The organism is Kitasatospora sp. NPDC001603 (genome assembly GCF_040298365.1).
Lineage (GTDB): Bacteria > Actinomycetota > Actinomycetes > Streptomycetales > Streptomycetaceae > Kitasatospora.
This window is the reverse complement of record NZ_JBEPAA010000016.1, coordinates 1-17,866: the sequence shown is the minus strand read 5'-3', so window position 1 is coordinate 17,866 and position 17,866 is coordinate 1. Positions and strand designations below refer to the sequence as shown.

The 17,866-nt window shown below is 71.7% G+C and carries 16 protein-coding genes; 1 reads left to right on the top strand and 15 read right to left on the bottom strand.

Annotated elements, in window-relative coordinates; genetic code table 11:
* Positions 1-5: 5 nt before the first annotated feature.
* The 13 genes from nuoL to ABT263_RS13105 all read right to left on the bottom strand — a co-directional run bounded on the left by nuoL (position 6) and on the right by ABT263_RS13105 (position 14,380).
* Positions 6-1,919 carry an NADH-quinone oxidoreductase subunit L gene (gene nuoL, locus ABT263_RS13165; RefSeq protein WP_352290596.1) on the bottom strand — a complete coding sequence of 638 codons (1,914 nt, stop codon included), beginning with the start codon at positions 1,917-1,919 and terminating at the stop codon, positions 6-8.
* Between the two features lie 14 nt (positions 1,920-1,933).
* On the bottom strand, positions 1,934-2,233 hold the full coding sequence (gene nuoK, locus ABT263_RS13160; RefSeq protein WP_209412994.1) for an NADH-quinone oxidoreductase subunit NuoK: 300 nt from the start codon (positions 2,231-2,233) through the stop codon (positions 1,934-1,936).
* Positions 2,230-3,144, bottom strand: coding sequence for an NADH-quinone oxidoreductase subunit J (locus ABT263_RS13155; RefSeq protein ID WP_352290671.1), 915 nt, complete (start codon positions 3,142-3,144; stop codon positions 2,230-2,232). The genes nuoK and ABT263_RS13155 overlap by 4 nt, the downstream gene beginning before the upstream one ends.
* Before the next feature lie 5 nt (positions 3,145-3,149).
* Positions 3,150-3,743, bottom strand: a complete 594-nt coding sequence (nuoI, locus tag ABT263_RS13150) for an NADH-quinone oxidoreductase subunit NuoI (protein WP_329489242.1) — start codon at positions 3,741-3,743, stop codon at positions 3,150-3,152.
* A 5-nt stretch (positions 3,744-3,748) separates the two neighbouring features.
* Positions 3,749-5,092 (bottom strand): NADH-quinone oxidoreductase subunit NuoH, encoded by a 1,344-nt coding sequence (gene nuoH / locus ABT263_RS13145; RefSeq protein ID WP_329489241.1) that lies wholly within the window; start codon positions 5,090-5,092, stop codon positions 3,749-3,751.
* Positions 5,089-7,695 carry an NADH-quinone oxidoreductase subunit G gene (locus tag ABT263_RS13140; protein WP_352290594.1) on the bottom strand — a complete coding sequence of 869 codons (2,607 nt, stop codon included), beginning with the start codon at positions 7,693-7,695 and terminating at the stop codon, positions 5,089-5,091. The genes nuoH and ABT263_RS13140 overlap by 4 nt, the downstream gene beginning before the upstream one ends.
* Positions 7,692-9,053, bottom strand: a complete 1,362-nt coding sequence (gene nuoF / locus ABT263_RS13135; protein WP_329489239.1) for an NADH-quinone oxidoreductase subunit NuoF — start codon at positions 9,051-9,053, stop codon at positions 7,692-7,694. Before nuoF ends, ABT263_RS13140 begins: the two co-directional genes overlap by 4 nt.
* Complete coding sequence (gene nuoE / locus ABT263_RS13130; RefSeq protein ID WP_352290592.1) at positions 9,053-9,793, bottom strand: NADH-quinone oxidoreductase subunit NuoE; 741 nt, start codon at positions 9,791-9,793, stop codon at positions 9,053-9,055. The genes nuoF and nuoE overlap by 1 nt, the downstream gene beginning before the upstream one ends.
* Positions 9,790-11,145 (bottom strand): NADH-quinone oxidoreductase subunit D, encoded by a 1,356-nt coding sequence (locus ABT263_RS13125; RefSeq protein ID WP_352290590.1) that lies wholly within the window; start codon positions 11,143-11,145, stop codon positions 9,790-9,792. Before ABT263_RS13125 ends, nuoE begins: the two co-directional genes overlap by 4 nt.
* Positions 11,145-11,864: an NADH-quinone oxidoreductase subunit C gene (locus ABT263_RS13120; protein WP_352290588.1), complete on the bottom strand. Its 720-nt coding sequence runs from the start codon at positions 11,862-11,864 to the stop codon at positions 11,145-11,147. Before ABT263_RS13120 ends, ABT263_RS13125 begins: the two co-directional genes overlap by 1 nt.
* The gene (locus tag ABT263_RS13115; RefSeq protein ID WP_329489235.1) at positions 11,861-12,415 is read right to left on the bottom strand and encodes a NuoB/complex I 20 kDa subunit family protein; all 555 of its coding nucleotides are present in this window, start codon (positions 12,413-12,415) and stop codon (positions 11,861-11,863) included. The genes ABT263_RS13120 and ABT263_RS13115 overlap by 4 nt, the downstream gene beginning before the upstream one ends.
* A 116-nt stretch (positions 12,416-12,531) precedes the next feature.
* Positions 12,532-12,891, bottom strand: coding sequence for an NADH-quinone oxidoreductase subunit A (locus ABT263_RS13110; protein ID WP_014137597.1), 360 nt, complete (start codon positions 12,889-12,891; stop codon positions 12,532-12,534).
* 559 nt (positions 12,892-13,450) lie between these two features.
* Positions 13,451-14,380, bottom strand: coding sequence for a DMT family transporter (locus tag ABT263_RS13105; protein ID WP_352290586.1), 930 nt, complete (start codon positions 14,378-14,380; stop codon positions 13,451-13,453).
* Between the two features lie 271 nt (positions 14,381-14,651).
* On the opposite strand from ABT263_RS13105, the gene ABT263_RS13100 reads away from it, so the two are divergent.
* Positions 14,652-15,359, top strand: a complete 708-nt coding sequence (locus tag ABT263_RS13100) for a peptidylprolyl isomerase (protein WP_352290584.1) — start codon at positions 14,652-14,654, stop codon at positions 15,357-15,359.
* 99 nt (positions 15,360-15,458) lie between these two features.
* Here ABT263_RS13100 and ABT263_RS13095 read toward each other — a convergent pair whose 3' ends face one another.
* Positions 15,459-16,748: a geranylgeranyl reductase family protein gene (locus tag ABT263_RS13095; protein ID WP_329492213.1), complete on the bottom strand. Its 1,290-nt coding sequence runs from the start codon at positions 16,746-16,748 to the stop codon at positions 15,459-15,461.
* Positions 16,749-17,001: 253 nt separating this feature from the next.
* Positions 17,002-17,697, bottom strand: coding sequence for a demethylmenaquinone methyltransferase (locus ABT263_RS13090; RefSeq protein ID WP_329489232.1), 696 nt, complete (start codon positions 17,695-17,697; stop codon positions 17,002-17,004).
* Positions 17,698-17,866: the final 169 nt, after the last annotated feature.

The window sequence follows — 17,866 nt, the reverse complement described above, 5'->3', positions numbered from 1 at the left end:
GTCCATCAGACGGACCTCATCAGGAGAGTCGTGGCGACCAGCACCAGCGTGCCGCCGAACATGGAGAGTGCGTAGGTGCGGACGTAGCCGTTCTGGATCCGCCGCAGCCGGCCGGAGATCCCGCCGATGGTGGCGGCCAGGCCGTTGACGAAGCCGTCCAGGCCGCGGCTGTCGAAGTAGACCAGCGCCGCGGCGAGCGCGGACCCGGGGCGCACCAGGACGGCGTGGTTGAAGTCGTCCTGGAGGAGGTCCCGGCGGGCCGCCCGGGTGAGCGGGGAGCCGACCGGCGGCACCACGGGGACGGTGGAGCGGCCGTACATCAGGTACGACAGCGCGACACCGGCCAGCATGCAGACCATGGTGAGCAGGGTGACCACCAGCGGGCTGAGCGGGGAGTCCCCCTCGGAGTGCCCGGTGACCGGCTCCAGCCAGGTGACGAAGGAGCTGTTCAGGGCGAACAGTCCGCCGGCGAAGACCGAGCCGAACGCGAGCACGATCATCGGGATGGTCATGGTCCTGGGCGACTCGTGCGGGTGCGGGTCGTTGCCGTCCGCGTCCGGCTGCCAGCGCTTCTCGCCGAAGAAGGTCAGGATCATCACCCGGGTCATGTAGAACGCGGTGATCGCGGCGCCGACCAGGGTGCAGAGGCCGAGGATCCAGCCCTCCGTGCCGCCCTTGGCGAAGGCCGCTTCGATGATCTTGTCCTTGGAGAAGAAGCCGGACAGGCCGGGGAACCCGATGATGGCCAGGTAGCCGAGGCCGAAGGTGACGAAGGTGATCGGCATGTACTTGCGCAGACCGCCGTAGTGCCGCATGTTCACCTCGTCGTTCATGCCGTGCATGACCGACCCGGCGCCGAGGAAGAGCCCGGCCTTGAAGAAGCCGTGGGTCACCAGGTGCATGATCGCGAAGGCGTAGCCGATCGGGCCGAGGCCCGCCGCCAGGATCATGTAGCCGATCTGCGACATCGTCGAGCCGGCCAGCGCCTTCTTGATGTCGTCCTTGGCGCAACCGACGATCGCCCCGAACAGCAGGGTGACCGCGCCGACCACCACCACGGCGGTCTGGGCGTCCGGCGCCAGGTTGAAGATGGCACCGGAGCGGGTGATCAGGTAGACGCCGGCGGTCACCATGGTGGCCGCGTGGATCAGGGCCGAGACCGGGGTCGGGCCCTCCATGGCGTCTCCGAGCCAGGACTGCAGCGGGACCTGGGCGGACTTGCCGCAGGCCGCCAGCAGCAGCATCAGCCCGATGGCGGTCAGCTTGCCCTCACTGGCCTGGCCGGCCGCCCCGGCCGCGCCCTCGGTGCCGAGGATCGGGCCGAAGGCGAAGGAGCCGAACTCCACGAACATCAGCATGATCGCGATGGAGAGGCCCATGTCGCCGACCCGGTTGACGATGAACGCCTTCTTGGCGGCCGTCGCGGCGCTCGGCTTGTGCTGCCAGAAGCCGATCAGCAGGTACGAGGCGAGCCCGACGCCCTCCCAGCCGACGTACAGCAGCAGGTAGTTGTCGGCGAGCACCAGCAGCAGCATGGCCGCCAGGAAGAGGTTCAGGTACGCGAAGAAGCGGCGCCGGCGCTCGTCGTGCGCCATGTACCCCACCGAGTAGAGGTGGATCAGCGTGCCCACACCGGTGATCAGCAGGACGAAGGTGATCGAGAGCTGGTCGAGTTGGAACGCGACGTCGGCCTGGAACCCGTTGACCGGGATCCAGCTGAACAGGTGCTCGGTGATCGAGCGGTCCTCGGCCTCGCGGCCCAGCAGCTCCGAGAACAGCGCGAGCCCGAAGCCGAACGAGAGCGCGGCCAGAGCGGTGGCCAGCCAGTGGCCGAACCGGTCGAAGCGGCGGCCACCGAGGAGCAGCAGGGCGGCGCCGGCCAGCGGCGCTGCCACCAGCAGCGGAATGAGAGAGTTCACCGAAGGCCCTCCGCCTACAGCTTCATCAGGTTGCTGTCATCGACCGAAGCCGAGTGCCTGGTCCGGAAGATGGACACGATGATGGCGAGGCCGACCACTACTTCGGCCGCCGCGACCACCATGGTGAAGAACGCGATGATCTGGCCGTCCAGGTTGCCGTGCAGCCGGGAGAACGTGACCAGGGCCAGGTTCGAGGCGTTGAGCATCAGCTCCACGCACATGAACAGCACGATCGCGTTCCGCCGGATCAGCACGCCGGAGGCGCCGATGGTGAACAACAGGGCGGAGAGATAGAGGTAGTTGACCGGATTCACTCCGCGCCCTCCTCGTCGTGGCCGGCCGACGCCGGCCGGTCGTGCGGGACCGGCTCCAGCTCCTTGCGCGGGCCGGCGACCGGCGGGCGCTCGGACGACGGGCGGCCCAGCCAGTCGGCGGTGGTGTTCTCCAGCTCGGCCATCCGCCGCAGCATCTCCTGGCTGACGTCGCGGATCTGGCCGCGGTCGCGCAGGGTCCCCATCACCGAGTCCTCGGCGACGGTGCCGTCCGGCAACAGGCCCGGGACGTCGACCGCGTTGTGCCGGGCGTAGACGCCCGGCGCGGGCAGCGGCGGCAGCTGGATGTTGTCCTTGACCCGCTGGGCGGCCAGCTCGCGCTGGGTCTTCGGGGCCGTCACGTGCTCGCGGTGGGTCAGCACCATGGCGCCGATCGCGGCGGTGATCAGCAGCGCGCCGGTGACCTCGAAGGCCCAGACGTACTTGGTGAAGATCAGCCGGGCCAGGCCCTGGACGTTGCCCTCGGCGTTGGCCTCGGCGAGGCCGGTGAAGGTGTCCAGCCTGGCGTTGGCGATGCCGGCCACCAGCAGCACGCCGAACCCGAGCCCGCACAGGACGGCGGCGAACCGCTGGCCCTTCAGCTGCTCCTTCAGCGAGTCCGCGCTGGTGACACCGACCAGCATCACCACGAACAGGAAGAGCATCATGATCGCGCCGGTGTAGACGACGATCTGCACCACGCCCAGGAAGACCGCGCCCTGGGCCATATAACAGACCGCCAGGGCGAGCATGGTGGCGGCCAGGCAGAGCGCGCTGTGCACGGCCTTCTTCATCAGCAGCATGCCGAGCGCGCCGCCGACGGCGATCACCGCGAGCACCCAGAACTGGACGGCCTCACCGGTGGAGGTCGTCCCGGTGGCGGCGAGGGCCGCGCCGTGCCCGGCGAGGTTCAGGGCGGTCACTGCTGGGCCTCCTTGTCCCGGTCGGTGCTCTCCTGCTGGACCGTCCCGGGCGCCGCCGCGGTGATCTCGCCCCGGTAGTAGGCGCCTTCGTCGGCGCCCGGGAAGATCGAGTGCGGGCTGTCGACCATGCCTTCGGAGAGGCCGACCAGCAGCTGGTCCTTGGTGAAGATGAGGTCCTGGCGCGAGGAGTCCGCGAGTTCGTACTCGTTGGTCATGGTGAGCGCGCGGGTCGGGCAGGCCTCGATGCAGAGGCCGCAGAGGATGCACCGGGCGTAGTTGATCTGGTAGACCGCCCCGTACCGCTCACCCGGCGAGTAGCGCTCGTCCTCGCGGTTGTCGGCGCCCTCCACGTAGATCGCGTCGGCCGGGCAGGCCCAGGCGCAGAGCTCGCAGCCGACGCACTTCTCCAGGCCGTCCGGGTGCCGGTTCAGCTGGTGGCGGCCGTGGAAGCGCGGAGCGGTGGGCTTCTTCTGCTCCGGGTACTGCTCGGTGAGCCGCTTCTTGAACATGGCCTTGAAGGTCACGCCGAAGCCGGCGGCCGGCCCGAGGACGGACGGCTTGTCGGTCCTGTCGTTCTGGTCGGACGACATCGCGGTCAGCTCCCTTCGGAATGGTCGGACCCGTTGAGGGCGTCCTGGAGTTGCTTCGGGGCGCGGCTGGGCCGGCGCGGGACCGGCGGGAGCTGCTGGCCGGGCAGCGGGGGCACCGGGTAGCCGCCGGCCATCGGGTCGAACTCGCCGCCGGGCGGCGCGCCCTCGGCCTCCGGGCCGGCCGGTTCGGGCCCCTTCTTCAGGGTGTCCCGGAGCAGCGCCAGCAGCAGGACGGCGCCGGCCGGCGCACCGACGTACAGCACCACCTCGCCGAAGTCGTAGCCCTCGTTGCGCAGCGCCCGGACGCTGGCCACCATGACCAGCCAGACCAGCGAGACCGGGATCAGGACCTTCCAGCCGAGCTTCATGAACTGGTCGTAGCGGAGCCGGGGCAGCGTGCCGCGCAGCCAGATGAAGAAGAAGAGCAGCAGCTGGATCTTCAGCGTGATCCAGAGCATCGGCCACCAGCCGTGGTTGGCCCCCTCCCAGAAGGTGGAGACCGGCCAGGGCGCCCGCCAGCCGCCCAGGAAGAGCGTGGAGGCGACGGCCGAGACGGTGACCATGTTGACGTACTCGGCCAGCATGAACATCGCGAACTTCAGCGAGGAGTACTCGGTGTTGAAGCCGCCGACCAGCTCGCCCTCGGCCTCCGGGAGGTCGAACGGCGCCCGGTTGGTCTCGCCGACCATGGCGATGATGTAGACGATGAAGGAGACCGGCAGCAGCACCGCGAACCAGGTCGGCTGCTGCGAGGAGACGATCTCCGAGGTGGACATCGACCCCGAGTAGATGAACACCGCCGCGAAGGACAGGCCCATCGCGATCTCGTAGCTGATCATCTGCGCCGAGGAGCGCAGCCCGCCGAGCAGCGGGTAGGTCGAGCCGGAGGACCAGCCGGCCAGCACGATGCCGTAGATCCCGACCGAGGCGGTGGCCAGGATGTACAGCAGCGCCACCGGGAAGTCCGTCAGCTGCAGCGGGGTCCGGGTGCCGAAGACCGACACCTCGTCGCCGGCCGGGCCGAAGGGGATCACCGCGAAGGCCATGAACGCGGGGATGGCGCAGACGATCGGGGCCAGGATGTAGACCACCTTGTCGGCGCCCTTGACCACCAGGTCTTCCTTGAGCGCCAGCTTCACGCCGTCGGCGAGCGACTGCAGCATGCCCCAGGGGCCGTGCCGGTTGGGGCCGATGCGCAGCTGCATCCAGGCCACCACCTTGCGCTCCCAGACGATCGCGATCAGCACCGTGCCGACCAGGAACGCGAAGCAGAAGACGGCCTTGAGCAGGACCAGCCACCAGGGGTCGCGGCCGAAGAAGCCCAGGGTCTCGTACGCGGCGAGGTTCATCGGTGCTCCCCCTCGGCGGTCGGGGCGGTCGGGGCGGTGGTCGGGGCGCCGGCCGCCGCGCCGGTGGTCGCCGGGGGCTCCGCACCGGCGTCGGCACCGGCGTCCGGGGTGGCGTCCTCGGTGGCGACGGCGATCGTGTCGGCCGCGATCGTGACCAGGTGGCCCACGGCGGTGCCCAGGGCGCGGTGGGCGCCGCCCGGGGTGGAGTTGAGCGGGATCCAGACCGTCCGGTCCGGGATGTCCTTGGTGATCTCCAGCGGCAGGGTGAGCGACCCGGCCGGGCCGGTCAGCCGCAGGGCCGGGCGCAGCGCCGCGGCGGGCACCCCGGTGGCGCCGACCTCCTCGGCGGTGGCCGGTGAGATCCGGGCGACCGCCGGGTGCCGGGTGCCTGCCAGGTGCGGGTCGCTCTGCTGGAGCGACCCGTTGTCCAGCAGCTGGCGCCAGCCGGCGAGCACCGCCTGGCCGGTGGCCGGCCGGGGCAGCAGTCCGGGGTGCGCGGCGGGAGCGGCCGGGTGGTCGCCGGTCCACGGCTCGAAGCGGTCCAGCTCCAGCCGGGCGGCCCGGACGTCGGGCAGGCCCAGCCGGTGGCCCAGCGCGTCCGCCAGCATGTTCAGCACCCGCAGGTCCGGGTACAGGTGGCGGCCCATCTGCTGGTCGGGCTTGAGCGCGGCCTCGAACATCCGCACCCGGCCCTCCCAGTCCAGGAAGGTCCCGGCCTTCTCGGCCACCGCGGCGACCGGCAGGACGACGTCGGCCACGGCGGTGACGGCGGACGGGCGCAGCTCCAGCGAGACCACGAACCGCGCGGTGGCCAGCGCCTCCTCGGCGAGCACCGGGTCCGGCAGGTCGTCCGGGTCGACGCCGCCGACCAGCAGCGCGTCCAGGTCGCCGTGGGCGGCGGCCGCGAGGATCTGGTCGGTGTCCCGGCCGAGCCGGGCGGGGAGTTCGGCCACGCCCCAGGCGGCGGCGGCCTCGGCCCGGGCGGCCGGGGCGGTGACCGGGCGGCCGCCGGGCAGCAGCCCGGGCAGCGCGCCGGCCTCGACGGCGCCGCGTTCGCCGGCCCGGCGCGGGATCCAGGCGAGCCGGGCGCCGGTGGCGTGCGCGAGGCGCAGCGCGGCGGTCAGCGCGCCGGGGGCGGCGGCCAGCCGCTCGCCGGCCAGGATGACGGCGCCGGGGGTGCGGAGCAGTTCGGCGGCGCGGCCCGCGTCGTCGTTCAGCGGCTCGTCGGCGGCGAGGGCGCCGAGCCACTCGGCCTCGGTGCCGGGGGCGGCCGGCAGCAGGGCGCCGCGCAGCTTGCCCAGGCCCCGGGAGCCGTAGGCGGCGATCGAGAACACCTTGAGGCCGGTGGCCCGGGTGGCCTTGCGCAGCCGCAGGAAGACGATCGGCGACTCCTCCTCGGGCTCGAAGCCCGCGAGCAGCACCGCCGGGGCGGCCTCCAGTTGCTCGTAGTCGACGCCGCCCGGGCCGAGGTCGGTGCCCCGGCCGGCGACGGCGGCGGCCAGGAAGTCCGCCTCCTCGCCGCTGTGCGGGCGGGCCCGGAAGTCCACGTCGTTGGTGCCGAGCACCACCCGGGCGAACTTGGCGTAGGCGTAGGCGTCCTCGACGGTGACCCGGCCGCCGGTGAGCACTCCGGCGCGGGCGCCGCGCAGCCCCTCGGCGGCCCGGGCCAGCGCCTCCGGCCAGGAGGCCGCGACGAGTTCACCCGTCGCCGGGTCGCGGACCAGCGGGGTGGCGAGCCGGTCGCGCTGCTGCGCGTAGCGGAAGGCGAACCGGCCCTTGTCGCAGTTCCACTCCTCGTTGACCGCCGGGTCCTCGCCGGCGAGGCGCCGCAGCACCTTGCCGCGCCGGTGGTCGGTGCGCTGCGCGCAGCCGGAGGAGCAGTGCTCGCAGACGCTCGGCGAGGAGACCAGGTCGAACGGGCGGGAGCGGAAACGATAAGCCGCCGAGGTGAGCGCGCCGACCGGGCAGATCTGGATGGTGTTGCCGGAGAAGTACGACTCGAAGTCGTCCCCCGCGCCGGTGCCGACCTGCTGGAGGGCGCCGCGCTCGACCAGGTCGATGAACGGGTCCCCGGCGATCTGCTGCGAGAAGCGGGTGCAGCGGGCGCAGAGCACGCAGCGTTCGCGGTCCAGCAGCACCTGGGTGCTGATCGGCACCGGCTTCTGGTACGTCCGCTTCATCCCCTCGAAGCGGGAGTCGGTGTCCCCGGTGGACATCGCCTGGTTCTGCAGCGGGCACTCGCCGCCCTTGTCGCAGACCGGGCAGTCCAGCGGGTGGTTGATCAGCAGCAGTTCCATCACGCCGCGCTGGGCCTTCTCGGCGACCGGCGAGCTGACCTGCGTGCGGACCACCATGCCCTCGGCGACCGGGATGGTGCAGGAGGCGACGGGCTTGCGCTGGCCCTCGATCTCGACGATGCACTGCCGGCAGGCGCCGGCCGGGTCGAGCAGCGGGTGGTCGCAGAAGCGCGGGATCTGGGTGCCGATCTGCTCGGCCGCCCGGATCACCAACGTCCCCTTGGGGACCTGCACTTCGATGCCGTCGATGGTGAGCGTGACCAGGTCGACCGCGGCCTTGGAGGTGGCTGGTTCTGTGATCGTCACGCGTGCACCTCCCTTTCGGTGGCGGACTGGTGGCCGGGGCGGGGGCCGTCGGCCCAGACGGTGGAGGCGGCCGGGTCGAACGGGCAGCGGCGCTCGGCCAGGTGCTGCTCGTACTCGGCCCGGAAGTGCTGGAGCGAGGAGACGATCGGGCTGGCCGCACCGTCCCCCAGCGCGCAGAAGGACTTGCCGTTGATGTTGTCGGCGATGTCGAGCAGCTTCTCCAGGTCGCCGTCGACGCCCTCGCCGGCCTCGATCCGCTTGAGCAGCTGGACGAGCCAGTACGTCCCCTCGCGGCAGGGCGTGCACTTGCCGCAGGACTCGTGGGCGTAGAACTCCGTCCAGCGGGTGACGGCCCGGACCACGCAGGTGGTCTCGTCGAAGACCTGGAGGGCCTTGGTGCCGAGCATCGAGCCGGCCGCGCCGACGCCCTCGTAGTCGAGCGGGACGTCGAGGTGCTCGTCGGTGAACATCGGGGTGGAGGAGCCGCCCGGGGTCCAGAACTTCAGCCGGTGCCCGGTCCGGACGCCGCCGCTGATCTCCAGCAGCTGGCGCAGCGTGACGCCGAGCGGGGCCTCGTACTGGCCGGGGTTGGTGACGTGGCCGGAGAGCGAGTAGAGCGTGAAGCCGGGGGACTTCTCGGTGCCCAGGCTCTTGAACCACTCCTTGCCGCGGGCCAGGATCGGCGGCACCGAGGCGATCGACTCGACGTTGTTGACCACCGTCGGGCAGGCGTAGAGGCCGGCGATCGCCGGGAACGGCGGGCGCAGCCGGGGCTGGCCGCGGCGCCCCTCCAGCGAGTCCAGCAGGGCCGTCTCCTCGCCGCAGATGTAGGCGCCGGCGCCGGCGTGCACGGTGATGTCGAGGTCGGTGCCGGAGCCCAGGATGTTCTTGCCGAGCAGCCCGGCCCCGTACGCCTCGGCGACCGCGGCCTGGAGCCGGCGCAGCACCGGGACGACCTCGCCGCGCAGGTAGATGAACGCGTGGTCGCAGCGGATCGCGTAGGAGGCGATGATCATGCCCTCGATCAGCGCGTGCGGGTTGGCGAACAGCAGCGGGATGTCCTTGCAGGTGCCCGGCTCGGACTCGTCCGCGTTGACCACCAGGTAGTGCGGCTTGCCGTCGTTCTGCGGGATGAACTGCCACTTCATGCCGGTGGGGAAGCCGGCGCCGCCGCGACCGCGCAGCCCGGAGTCCTTGACCAGCGCGATCACGTCGTCCGGGGGCATCGCGAGGGCGGCCTTCAGCCCCTCGTACCCCGCGTGGCGGCGGTAGGTGGCGAGCGTCCAGGGGCGGCTGTCGTCCCAGGACGCGGAGAGCACGGGGGTGAGCAACTTCTCGGCCGGCTCGGCGGAGGTCATCACGCTTCGGTCCCTTCGTGACGGGGCGAGACGACCCGGGTGCCACCGGTCCCGGGCAGGGCCTCGCCCTTGGCGAGGCGCAGGCCGGCCAGCGAGGGCGCGCCGCCGGCACCGGACTCGTCGACGGCGCCGGGGCGCTCGTCGGGGAAGCCGGCCAGGATGCGGGCGGACTCCTTGAAGCTGCAGAGCCGGGCGCCGCGGGTGGGGTGGACCTCCCGGCCGGCCCGCAGGTCGTCGACCAGGCGCCGGGCGCTCTCCGGGGTCTGGTCGTCGAAGAACTCCCAGTTCACCATCACCACGGGGGCGTAGTCGCAGGCGGCGTTGCACTCGATGTGCTCGATCGAGATCTCGCCGTCCTCGGTGGTCTCGTTGTTGCCGACCCCGAGGTGCTGCTGGAGCTCGTCGAAGATCTGGTCGCCGCCGAGCACCGCGCACAGGGTGTTGGTGCAGACCCCGACGTGGTACTTCCCGGCCGGCCGGCGCCGGTACATGGTGTAGAAGGTCGCGACGGCGGTGACCTCGGCGGTGGTGAGGTCCAACTGCTCGGCGCAGAACCGGATGCCGGTCGTGCTGACGAAGCCCTCCTCGGCCTGCACCAGGTGCAGCAGCGGCAGGAGTGCGGACCGGGCCACCGGGTAGCGGCCGATCAGCTCCTTCGCGTCGGCGGCGAGGCGGGCCCGCACCTCCTCGGGGTACGGCCTGGCCGGCAGTGCCGGCATCCCCAACTGGACGTCTGTCACCGGTCCACGCCTCCCATCACCGGGTCGATCCCGGCCACCGCGACGATCACGTCGGCGACCTGGCCGCCCTCGCACATCGCCGCCATCGACTGCAGATTGGTGAACGACGGGTCCCGGAAGTGCACCCGGTACGGGCGCGTGCCGCCGTCGCTGACCACGTGCACGCCCAGTTCGCCCTTGGGCGACTCGACCGCCGTGTACGCCTGGCCGGCCGGGACCCGGAAGCCCTCGGTGACCAGCTTGAAGTGGTGGATCAGGGCTTCCATCGAGGTGCCCATGATCTTGCGGATGTGGTCGAGCGAGTTGCCCATGCCGTCGGGGCCGACGGCCAGTTGGGCCGGCCAGGCGATCTTCTTGTCGGCCACCATGACCGGGCCGGGGCGCAGCCGCTCCAGGCACTGCTCGACGATCCGCAGCGACTGGCGCATCTCCTCCAGCCGGATCAGGAACCGGCCGTAGGAGTCGGCGCTGTCGGCGGTCGCGACCTCGAAGTCGTAGTCCTCGTAGCCGCAGTACGGGTCGCTCTTGCGCAGGTCGTTCGGCAGGCCGGTGGCGCGCAGGATCGGGCCGGTGGCGCCGAGGGCCAGGCAGCCGGCCAGGTCGAGGAAGCCGACGTCGACCAGCCGGGCCTTGAACACCGGGTTGCCGGTGGCGAGCTTGTCGTACTCGTGCATCCGCGAGCGGAGGGTCTTCACCGCCTCGTGGATCTGGTCGACGGCGCCGGGCGGGAGGTCCTGGGCGAGGCCGCCGGGGCGGACGTACGCGTGGTTCATCCGCAGGCCGGTCACCAGCTCGAAGATGTCCAGGATGAGTTCGCGGTCCCGGAAGCCGTAGATCATCAGCGTGGTGGAGCCGATCTCCATGCCGCCGGTGGCCAGGCAGACCAGGTGCGAGGAGATCCGGTTGAGCTCCATCATCAGGACGCGGATGACGCTGGCCCGGTCCGGGACGTCGTCGGTGATGCCGAGCAGCTTCTCGACCGCGAGGCAGTACGCGGTCTCGTTGAACAGCGGCGTCAGGTAGTCCATCCGGGTCACGAAGGTGGTGCCCTGGACCCAGCTGCGGAACTCCATGTTCTTCTCGATGCCGGTGTGGAGGTAGCCGATGCCGCAGCGGGCCTCCTTCACCGTCTCGCCGTCGATCTCCAGGATCAGCCGCAGCACCCCGTGGGTGGAGGGGTGCTGGGGGCCCATGTTGACGATGATGCGCTCGTCGTCGGCCCGGCCGACGGCTTCGACCACCTCGCCCCAGTCGCCCCCGGTGACGGTGAAGACCCGGCCCTCGGTGGTCTCGCGGGCGCCGGCGTGGGCGGCCTCGCCGGCCGCCGCCTCTTCGTAGTGCCGAGTACTCATCAGCTGTACGACCTCCGCTGGTCGGGTGCCGGGATCTGGGCGCCCTTGTACTCGACGGGGATGCCGCCGAGCGGGTAGTCCTTGCGCTGCGGGTGGCCCAGCCAGTCGTCCGGCATCATGATCCGGGTGAGCGCGGGGTGGCCCTCGAAGACCAGGCCGAAGAAGTCGTAGGCCTCGCGCTCGTGCCAGTCGTTGGTCGGGTAGACGGTGACCACCGACGGGATCCGCGGATCCGCGTCCGGCGCGCTGACCTCCACCCTGATCAGCCGGCCGTGGGTGATCGACCGCAGGTGGTAGACCGCGTGCAGTTCCCGGCCCCGGTCGCCGGGGTGGTGCACGCCGCTCACGCCGAGGCAGAGCTCGAAGCGGAGCGCGGGGTCGTCGCGCAGGATGCGCACCGTCCGCAGCAGGTGTTCGCGGGCGATGTGGAAGGTGAGCTCGGCGCGGTCGACGACGGTCTTCTCGATCACGTCCGCCGGGTCGAGGCCCTGCTCCTCCAGCGCGCCCTCGAGCTCGTCCGCGACCTCGTCGAACCAGCCGCCGTAGGGGCGTTCGCTCGCGGACGGCAGGACGACCGTGGTGTTGAGCCCGCCGAAGCCGGAGGTGTCGCCGCTGCCCTGGGCGCCGAACATGCCCTGGCGCCGGCCGACCACCTCGACGGGGATCTCCCGGCGCGGCTGCTCCGGGTCGCTGCGGGTTCCGGGTGCCTGGTCGCTCATCGCAGCTGCCCCCGCATCTCGCTCACCGGGGTGGCCGTGAGGGCCAGTGCCTCGCCCAGCTCCTCGGCCCGGCGCCGGTTCGCGCCCAGCGGCTCGTGCTGGATCTTGTCGTGGAGCTTCAGGATGGCGTCCAGCAGCATCTCCGGGCGGGGCGGACACCCGGGGAGGTAGATGTCCACCGGGACGATGTGGTCGACGCCCTGCACGATCGCGTAGTTGTTGAACATCCCGCCCGAGGAGGCGCAGACCCCCATCGAGATGACCCACTTCGGGTTGGGCATCTGGTCGTACACCTGGCGCAGCACCGGCGCCATCTTCTGGCTCACCCGGCCTGCCACGATCATCAGGTCGGCCTGCCGGGGGGAGCCCCGGAAGACCTCCATCCCGAACCGGGCCAGGTCGTAGCGGCCGGCCCCGGTGGTCATCATCTCGATCGCGCAGCAGGCGAGTCCGAAGGTGGCCGGGAAGAGCGACGCCTTGCGCACCCAGCCCGCGGCCGTCTCCACACTCGTGAGCAGAAAGCCGCTCGGCAGCTTCTCCTCGATTCCCATCAGATCCCTCTCAATGCCCTCAGTGCCCTCAAGTCCGGTGGTCCGTACGCTGGTTCGGGCCTCTGCACGCGCCCGGGCTTGTCCGCCCGTTCACAAAGTCAGCGGCCGCCCCGCCCTCAGTCCCACTCCAGACCGCCGCGGCGCCAGACGTAGGCGTACGCGACGAAGACGGTGGCGATGAACAGGAGCATCTCGACCAGCCCGAAGATCCCCAGGGCGTCGAAGCTCACCGCCCACGGATAAAGGAAGACGATCTCGATGTCGAAGACGATGAAGAGCATCGCCGTCAGGTAGTACTTGATCGGGAACCGACCACCGCCCACGGGCTGCGGGGTCGGCTCGATGCCGCACTCGTACGCCTCCAACTTGGCCCGGTTGTACCGCTTGGGCCCGGTCAGTGAGGCCATCACGACGGAGCCGACCGCGAACGCCGCCGCGATGGCACCGAGTACGAGGATCGGCGCGTAGGCATTCATAGCCCCCGCTCCCTCCGTCCAGTCGTCCTTGACTGCAGATCGGAACCGCCGGGTCACGCTGTGGTGGCCCGCGTTCCAGTTCCCGAGATCCACCCCATGTGAGGCAGTTCACAAAGCCTGGAACGAGCGCATCCTATGCCCGTCGGCTTGTGATCTGCGACACGCAGTTCAGGGCGATCTTTGTGATCTACGCCACCCCTGGAATGCTGCCGAAAGTGAACATGACCAGAGTTGTCGACGCAAAGCAGTCAAATGGTCACAACACGTCGCATTCATCTGCGAACTGGCAGGTCAGAGCTTCGCTCCTATATCAACTACGCAGCTCCAAGAGCAAATTTCCGGGCGTCATGTTGACGTGTTATAGCGTCTCACCCGCAGGGGTGGCGGGGCTCCGAACACCCGCTTGACCCTTCGTTCACAAGCGCGCGAGCATCCGTTTCCACGCCCCGGGACCAAGGCTCGACGAACTGCCGCACAGGGCCGCCACACAGGGCTGCCGCCCGGGCCGTCGCACAGGGCCGTCGCACAGCTGCGGCGCCGGGCGGTCGCGGGCAGTCGGTCAGACCGACGCCGGGGCCGGCTCCACCGGCCGGGGTTCGGGCCGCGCGGCGCCGACGGCTGTGCGGCGCCCCCACTCGGTGGCGACCAGGACGAGCGCGCCCCCGGCCAGCGCCACCGGGCCCAAGTGGTTGCCGGCCAGGGCGATCCCGAAGACGGCGGCCCAGAGCGGCTCGGTGCCGAGCAGCAGGCCGACCCGGGACGGCGAGGTGGCCCGGACCGCCCACATCTGCACCAGGAAGGCGAACAGCGTGCAGAGCAGCGCCAGATGCAGCAGCCAGGCCCACTCGGTCGGCCCGTACGAGGCGGCGACGGTCCACGGCAGCGGCCCGGCGAACGGCGCGGCAATGGCGAACACCACCGTGGCGGTGGCGAGTTGGACCCAGGTGAGACCCAGGTTGTCGGTGTTCCGGATGGCCCGGACCCGGGACATCGCCAGGACGTGCGCCGTCCGCACCACGGCGGCGCCGAGCACCAGCAGGTCACCGGAGGTGGGCGCCTTCAGCCCGCCGCCGCCGGTGAGCAGGGCGACGCCCAGCACGGCCAGCCCGGCCGCCGCGAGGAAGGCCCGCGGCAGCGGTGTCCGGGTGAGCGCGCTCTCCGCGAGCGGGGTGAACACCATCGTGAGGCTGATGACCAGCCCGGCGTTGGTCGCGGAGGTGTGCACCGCGCCGTAGGTCTCCAGCAGGAAGACCCCGCCGAGCACCAGGCCCAGCACCGCCCCGCCCAGCCACTCGGCCCGGCCCATCCCCCGCAGCGCCCGCCGGGCGAGGACCCCCAGCAGCGGCAGCACCAGCCCGAAGCGCAGCACCAGCATCGCCACCACCGTCCCCGGCCCGGCCACCTGCTGCACCGCGAGGAAGCTCGACCCCCACACCACCGCCACCAGCAGCACGGGTACATCACGGAGCAGGGCGGGTGACGGGCGCATGGGCGGGACCTCTCCGAAAGCGAACGGGGCGGACGAGGAGACTCCCGTACGGCGTCGGACGGATCTCGGAGCACCGCGGGCCCGCTCGGACGGACCCGCGCCAAGGTCCGCCATCCTCGCGCACCGCACCGCCCGCGATCAACGGCTTTCGGCGCGCTCCTCCCCTCCGGACGCCCACGGCGACGGGGGCGCCACCCGCCCCTGCCGCCCACCGCCCACCACCGGCCCCCGACGTCTACCGGATCCCCGCCCGACCATGGATGATGTCGCCATGACAATCCAGCCGTCCACCACCCCCCGGAAGGCCCGTCACATGAGGCGCAAGCACTGGGCGCTGCCCGCCGCCGCCACCGTCCTCCTGCTGGCCGCGACCACCGGCACCGCCGCGGCGGACCCCGCGCCGGCCCCGCCCGCGGCCCCCGGCTGCGCGTACACCCCGGCCGTGCCCGCCGACAACTTCAAGGGCATCCCGGTCTTCGACGCCAAGAAGGCCGCCAAGCCCTACCAGGCGACCCTGAAGACCGGCCAGGGCGCGATCACCTTCCGGGCCCTGACCGCCGAGGCGCCCTGCACGACGTTCTCGTTCCGCTTCCTCGCCGAGCACGACTACTTCGACAGGAGCCACTGCCACCGGCTCACCACCCAGCGGATCTTCGTCCTGCAGTGCGGCGACCCGACCGGCACCGGCAGCGGCGGCCCGGGCTACTCGTTCCCCGACGAGAACCTCACCGGTGCCACCTACCCCGCCGGCACCGTGGCCATGGCCAACGCCGGGCCGAACACCAACGGCAGCCAGTTCTTCATCGTCTGGAAGGACACCAAGCTCTCCCCCGCCTACACCCCGTTCGGCCGGGTGACCGCCGGCCTGGACGTCCTGCAGAAGATCGCGGCGGGCGGCGAGGACGACCAGAACGGCCCCGGCGACGGCTTCCCGACCCTCCCGGTGAAGTTCCGGAACGTGCGGATCAGCGCCCGCTGAACCCCGCTCCCGTACGGCGGCCGGCGTCACCGAGCCGTACGGGAGCGGCGGCTCCACCCCGGGCCGCCCGGAGCGCCGGCGGCTCCGGGCGGCGGCGGATCAGGCGTTCGGGGCGACCCGGGCGAGGCCGTTGATGATGCGGTCCATGGCGTCGCCGCCCTGCGGGTCCGTCAGGTTGGCCAGCATCTTGAGCACGAACTTCATCAGCATCGGGTGGGTCAGGCCGCGCTGGGTGGCGAGCTGCATCACCTTGGGGTTGCCGATGAGCTTCACGAAGGCGCGGCCGAGGGTGTAGTAGCCGCCGTAGACGTCCTTGAGGATGCGCGGGTACGCCTGGAGGGCGCGCTCGCGGCCGCCCTCCGTCACCCGGGCGTTGGCCTGGACGATGACGCCGGCCGCGATCTGGCCGGATTCCATCGCATAGGCGATGCCCTCGCCGTTGAACGGGTTGACCATGCCGCCCGCGTCACCGACCAGCAGCAGGCCGCGGGTGTAGTGCGGCTGCCGGTTGAAGGCCATCGGCAGGGCGGCGCCGCGGATCGGGTCGGTCATGTTCTCGGGGGTGTAGCCCCACTCCGCCGGCATGCTCGCGCACCAGGCCTTGAGCACGTCGCGCCAGTCCAGCTCGCCGAAGGCGGGCGAGGAGTTGAGGATGCCGAGGCCGACGTTGGAGGTGCCGTCGCCCATGCCGAAGATCCAGCCGTAGCCGGGCAGCAGCTTGCGCTCCCCTGCGCGGGTGTCCCACAGCTCCAGCCAGGACTCCAGGTAGTCGTCGTCGTGGCGCGGGGAGTTGAAGTACGTCCGGTAGGCGACGCCCATCGGACGGTCCTCCCGGCGGTGCAGGCCCATGGCCAGCGAGAGCCGGGTGGAGTTGCCGTCGGCCGCGACGACCAGCGGGGCGCGGAAGGTCACCGCACGCTTCTCGTCGCCGAGCCGGGCGGTGACGCCGACGATCCGGCCGGTCCGGTCGTCCAGCACCGGACCGCTGACGTTGCACCGTTCGTACAGCCGGGCGCCGGCCTTCTCCGCCTGACGGGCGAGCAGCTCGTCGAAGTCGGCGCGCTTGCGGACCAGCCCGTAGTCGGGGAACGCGGACAGCTCCGGCCAGTCCAGCTCCAGCCGGACCCCGCCGCCGATGATCCGCAGGCCCTTGTTGTGCAGCCAGCCGTTCCCGGTCGACACGTCGATCCCCATGTCGACCAGCTGCTTGGTGGCACGGGGCGTCAGACCGTCGCCGCAGACCTTCTCGCGGGGGAACGACGTCTTCTCCAGCAGCAGCACGTCCAGCCCGGCCTGGGCGAGGTAGTACGCGGTGGTGGCGCCGGCCGGGCCCGCGCCGACCACGATGACGTCCGCGGTGCTCTCCACGGGGCTGTCCGGCTTCGTCAGGTCGGCTGCGGTCTCGGACACGGTGGGCACTCTCCTGGAGCTACGGCTGGGGACGGAGGCGTTGACCCCGGCAGTCTAGTTGCCGCCCCCGGGGCGGGGCCCGAGGGCGGCGTCCGCGGCGTCAGCCGCGCGGCGACCCCGGTGGCGTCCCCGGTGGTGTCCCTGCGGAGCCCGGCCGCCACCATCGAACGGCGCAGGCCGTGGCCGGTCGACCGTTCGCGCCGCACCAGCGCGCGGACCGTCGGACCGGGCCCTAGGAGACCTTGTACGCCCGGTGCAGGGCGACGATCCCGCCGGTCAGGTTGCGCCAGGCGACCTTGGACCAGCCGGCCTCCTGGAGCTTCGCGGCCAGCTCCGGCTGGTCCGGCCACTCCCGGATGGACTCGGCGAGGTAGACGTAGGCGTCCGGGTTGCTGCTGACCGCGGTGGCCACCGGCGGCAGCGCGCGCATCAGGTACTCGGTGTAGACCGTCCGCAGCGGCGTCCAGGTCGGCGTCGAGAACTCGCAGATCACCAGCTTGCCGCCGGGCTTGGTGACCCGGAACATCTCGCTCAGCGCCGCGTCGGTGTCCTGCACGTTGCGCAGCGCGAAGGAGATCGTCACCGAGTCGAAGGTGCCGTCGGCGAACGGCAGCCTGGTCGCGTCCCCCGCGGTGAGCGGCAGTTCGGGGTGGCGGCGCTTGCCCTCCGCGAGCATGCCGACCGAGAAGTCGCACGGGACGACCGTGGCGCCCGCCTCGGCGAAGGGCAGCGAGGAGGTGCCGGTACCGGCCCCGAGGTCGAGCACGACGTCGCCCGGACCGGCGGCCACCGCCTCGGCCACCGCCCGGCGCCAGGCGCGGGCCTGGCCGAGGGAAAGCACGTCGTTGGTGCGGTCGTACTTGGCCGCGACGTCGTCGAACATGGCGGCGACTTCGTGCGGCTGCTTGTCCAGAGAGGCTCGGGTCACGCCCCCATTGTTCACCCTGCCACCGGCGGGTTCGGCAAGGGGGCACGCCGCCCGCCCGTCGCGGGCGCTCCGCGCGGCCCGTCACCGCCCCGGCCCGGGGCGTGCCCGGGAGGGGGGGCGGGCCGCACTTGCGGCCGCGCCCCCCCCCCCCACCCCCCCAGCGGGCCCA

Coding starts and splice junctions, on each gene's coding strand:
- ABT263_RS13110 (WP_014137597.1), bottom strand. CDS start 12,891: ATGAATGCCTACGCGCCGATCCTCGTACTCGGTGCCATCGCGGCGGCG.
- nuoF (WP_329489239.1), bottom strand. CDS start 9,053: ATGACCTCCGCCGAGCCGGCCGAGAAGTTGCTCACCCCCGTGCTCTCC.
- nuoI (WP_329489242.1), bottom strand. CDS start 3,743: ATGTCGTCCGACCAGAACGACAGGACCGACAAGCCGTCCGTCCTCGGG.
- ABT263_RS13100 (WP_352290584.1), top strand. CDS start 14,652: ATGACAATCCAGCCGTCCACCACCCCCCGGAAGGCCCGTCACATGAGG.
- nuoH (WP_329489241.1), bottom strand. CDS start 5,092: ATGAACCTCGCCGCGTACGAGACCCTGGGCTTCTTCGGCCGCGACCCC.
- ABT263_RS13105 (WP_352290586.1), bottom strand. CDS start 14,380: ATGCGCCCGTCACCCGCCCTGCTCCGTGATGTACCCGTGCTGCTGGTG.
- ABT263_RS13125 (WP_352290590.1), bottom strand. CDS start 11,145: ATGAGTACTCGGCACTACGAAGAGGCGGCGGCCGGCGAGGCCGCCCAC.
- ABT263_RS13115 (WP_329489235.1), bottom strand. CDS start 12,415: ATGGGAATCGAGGAGAAGCTGCCGAGCGGCTTTCTGCTCACGAGTGTG.
- ABT263_RS13120 (WP_352290588.1), bottom strand. CDS start 11,864: ATGAGCGACCAGGCACCCGGAACCCGCAGCGACCCGGAGCAGCCGCGC.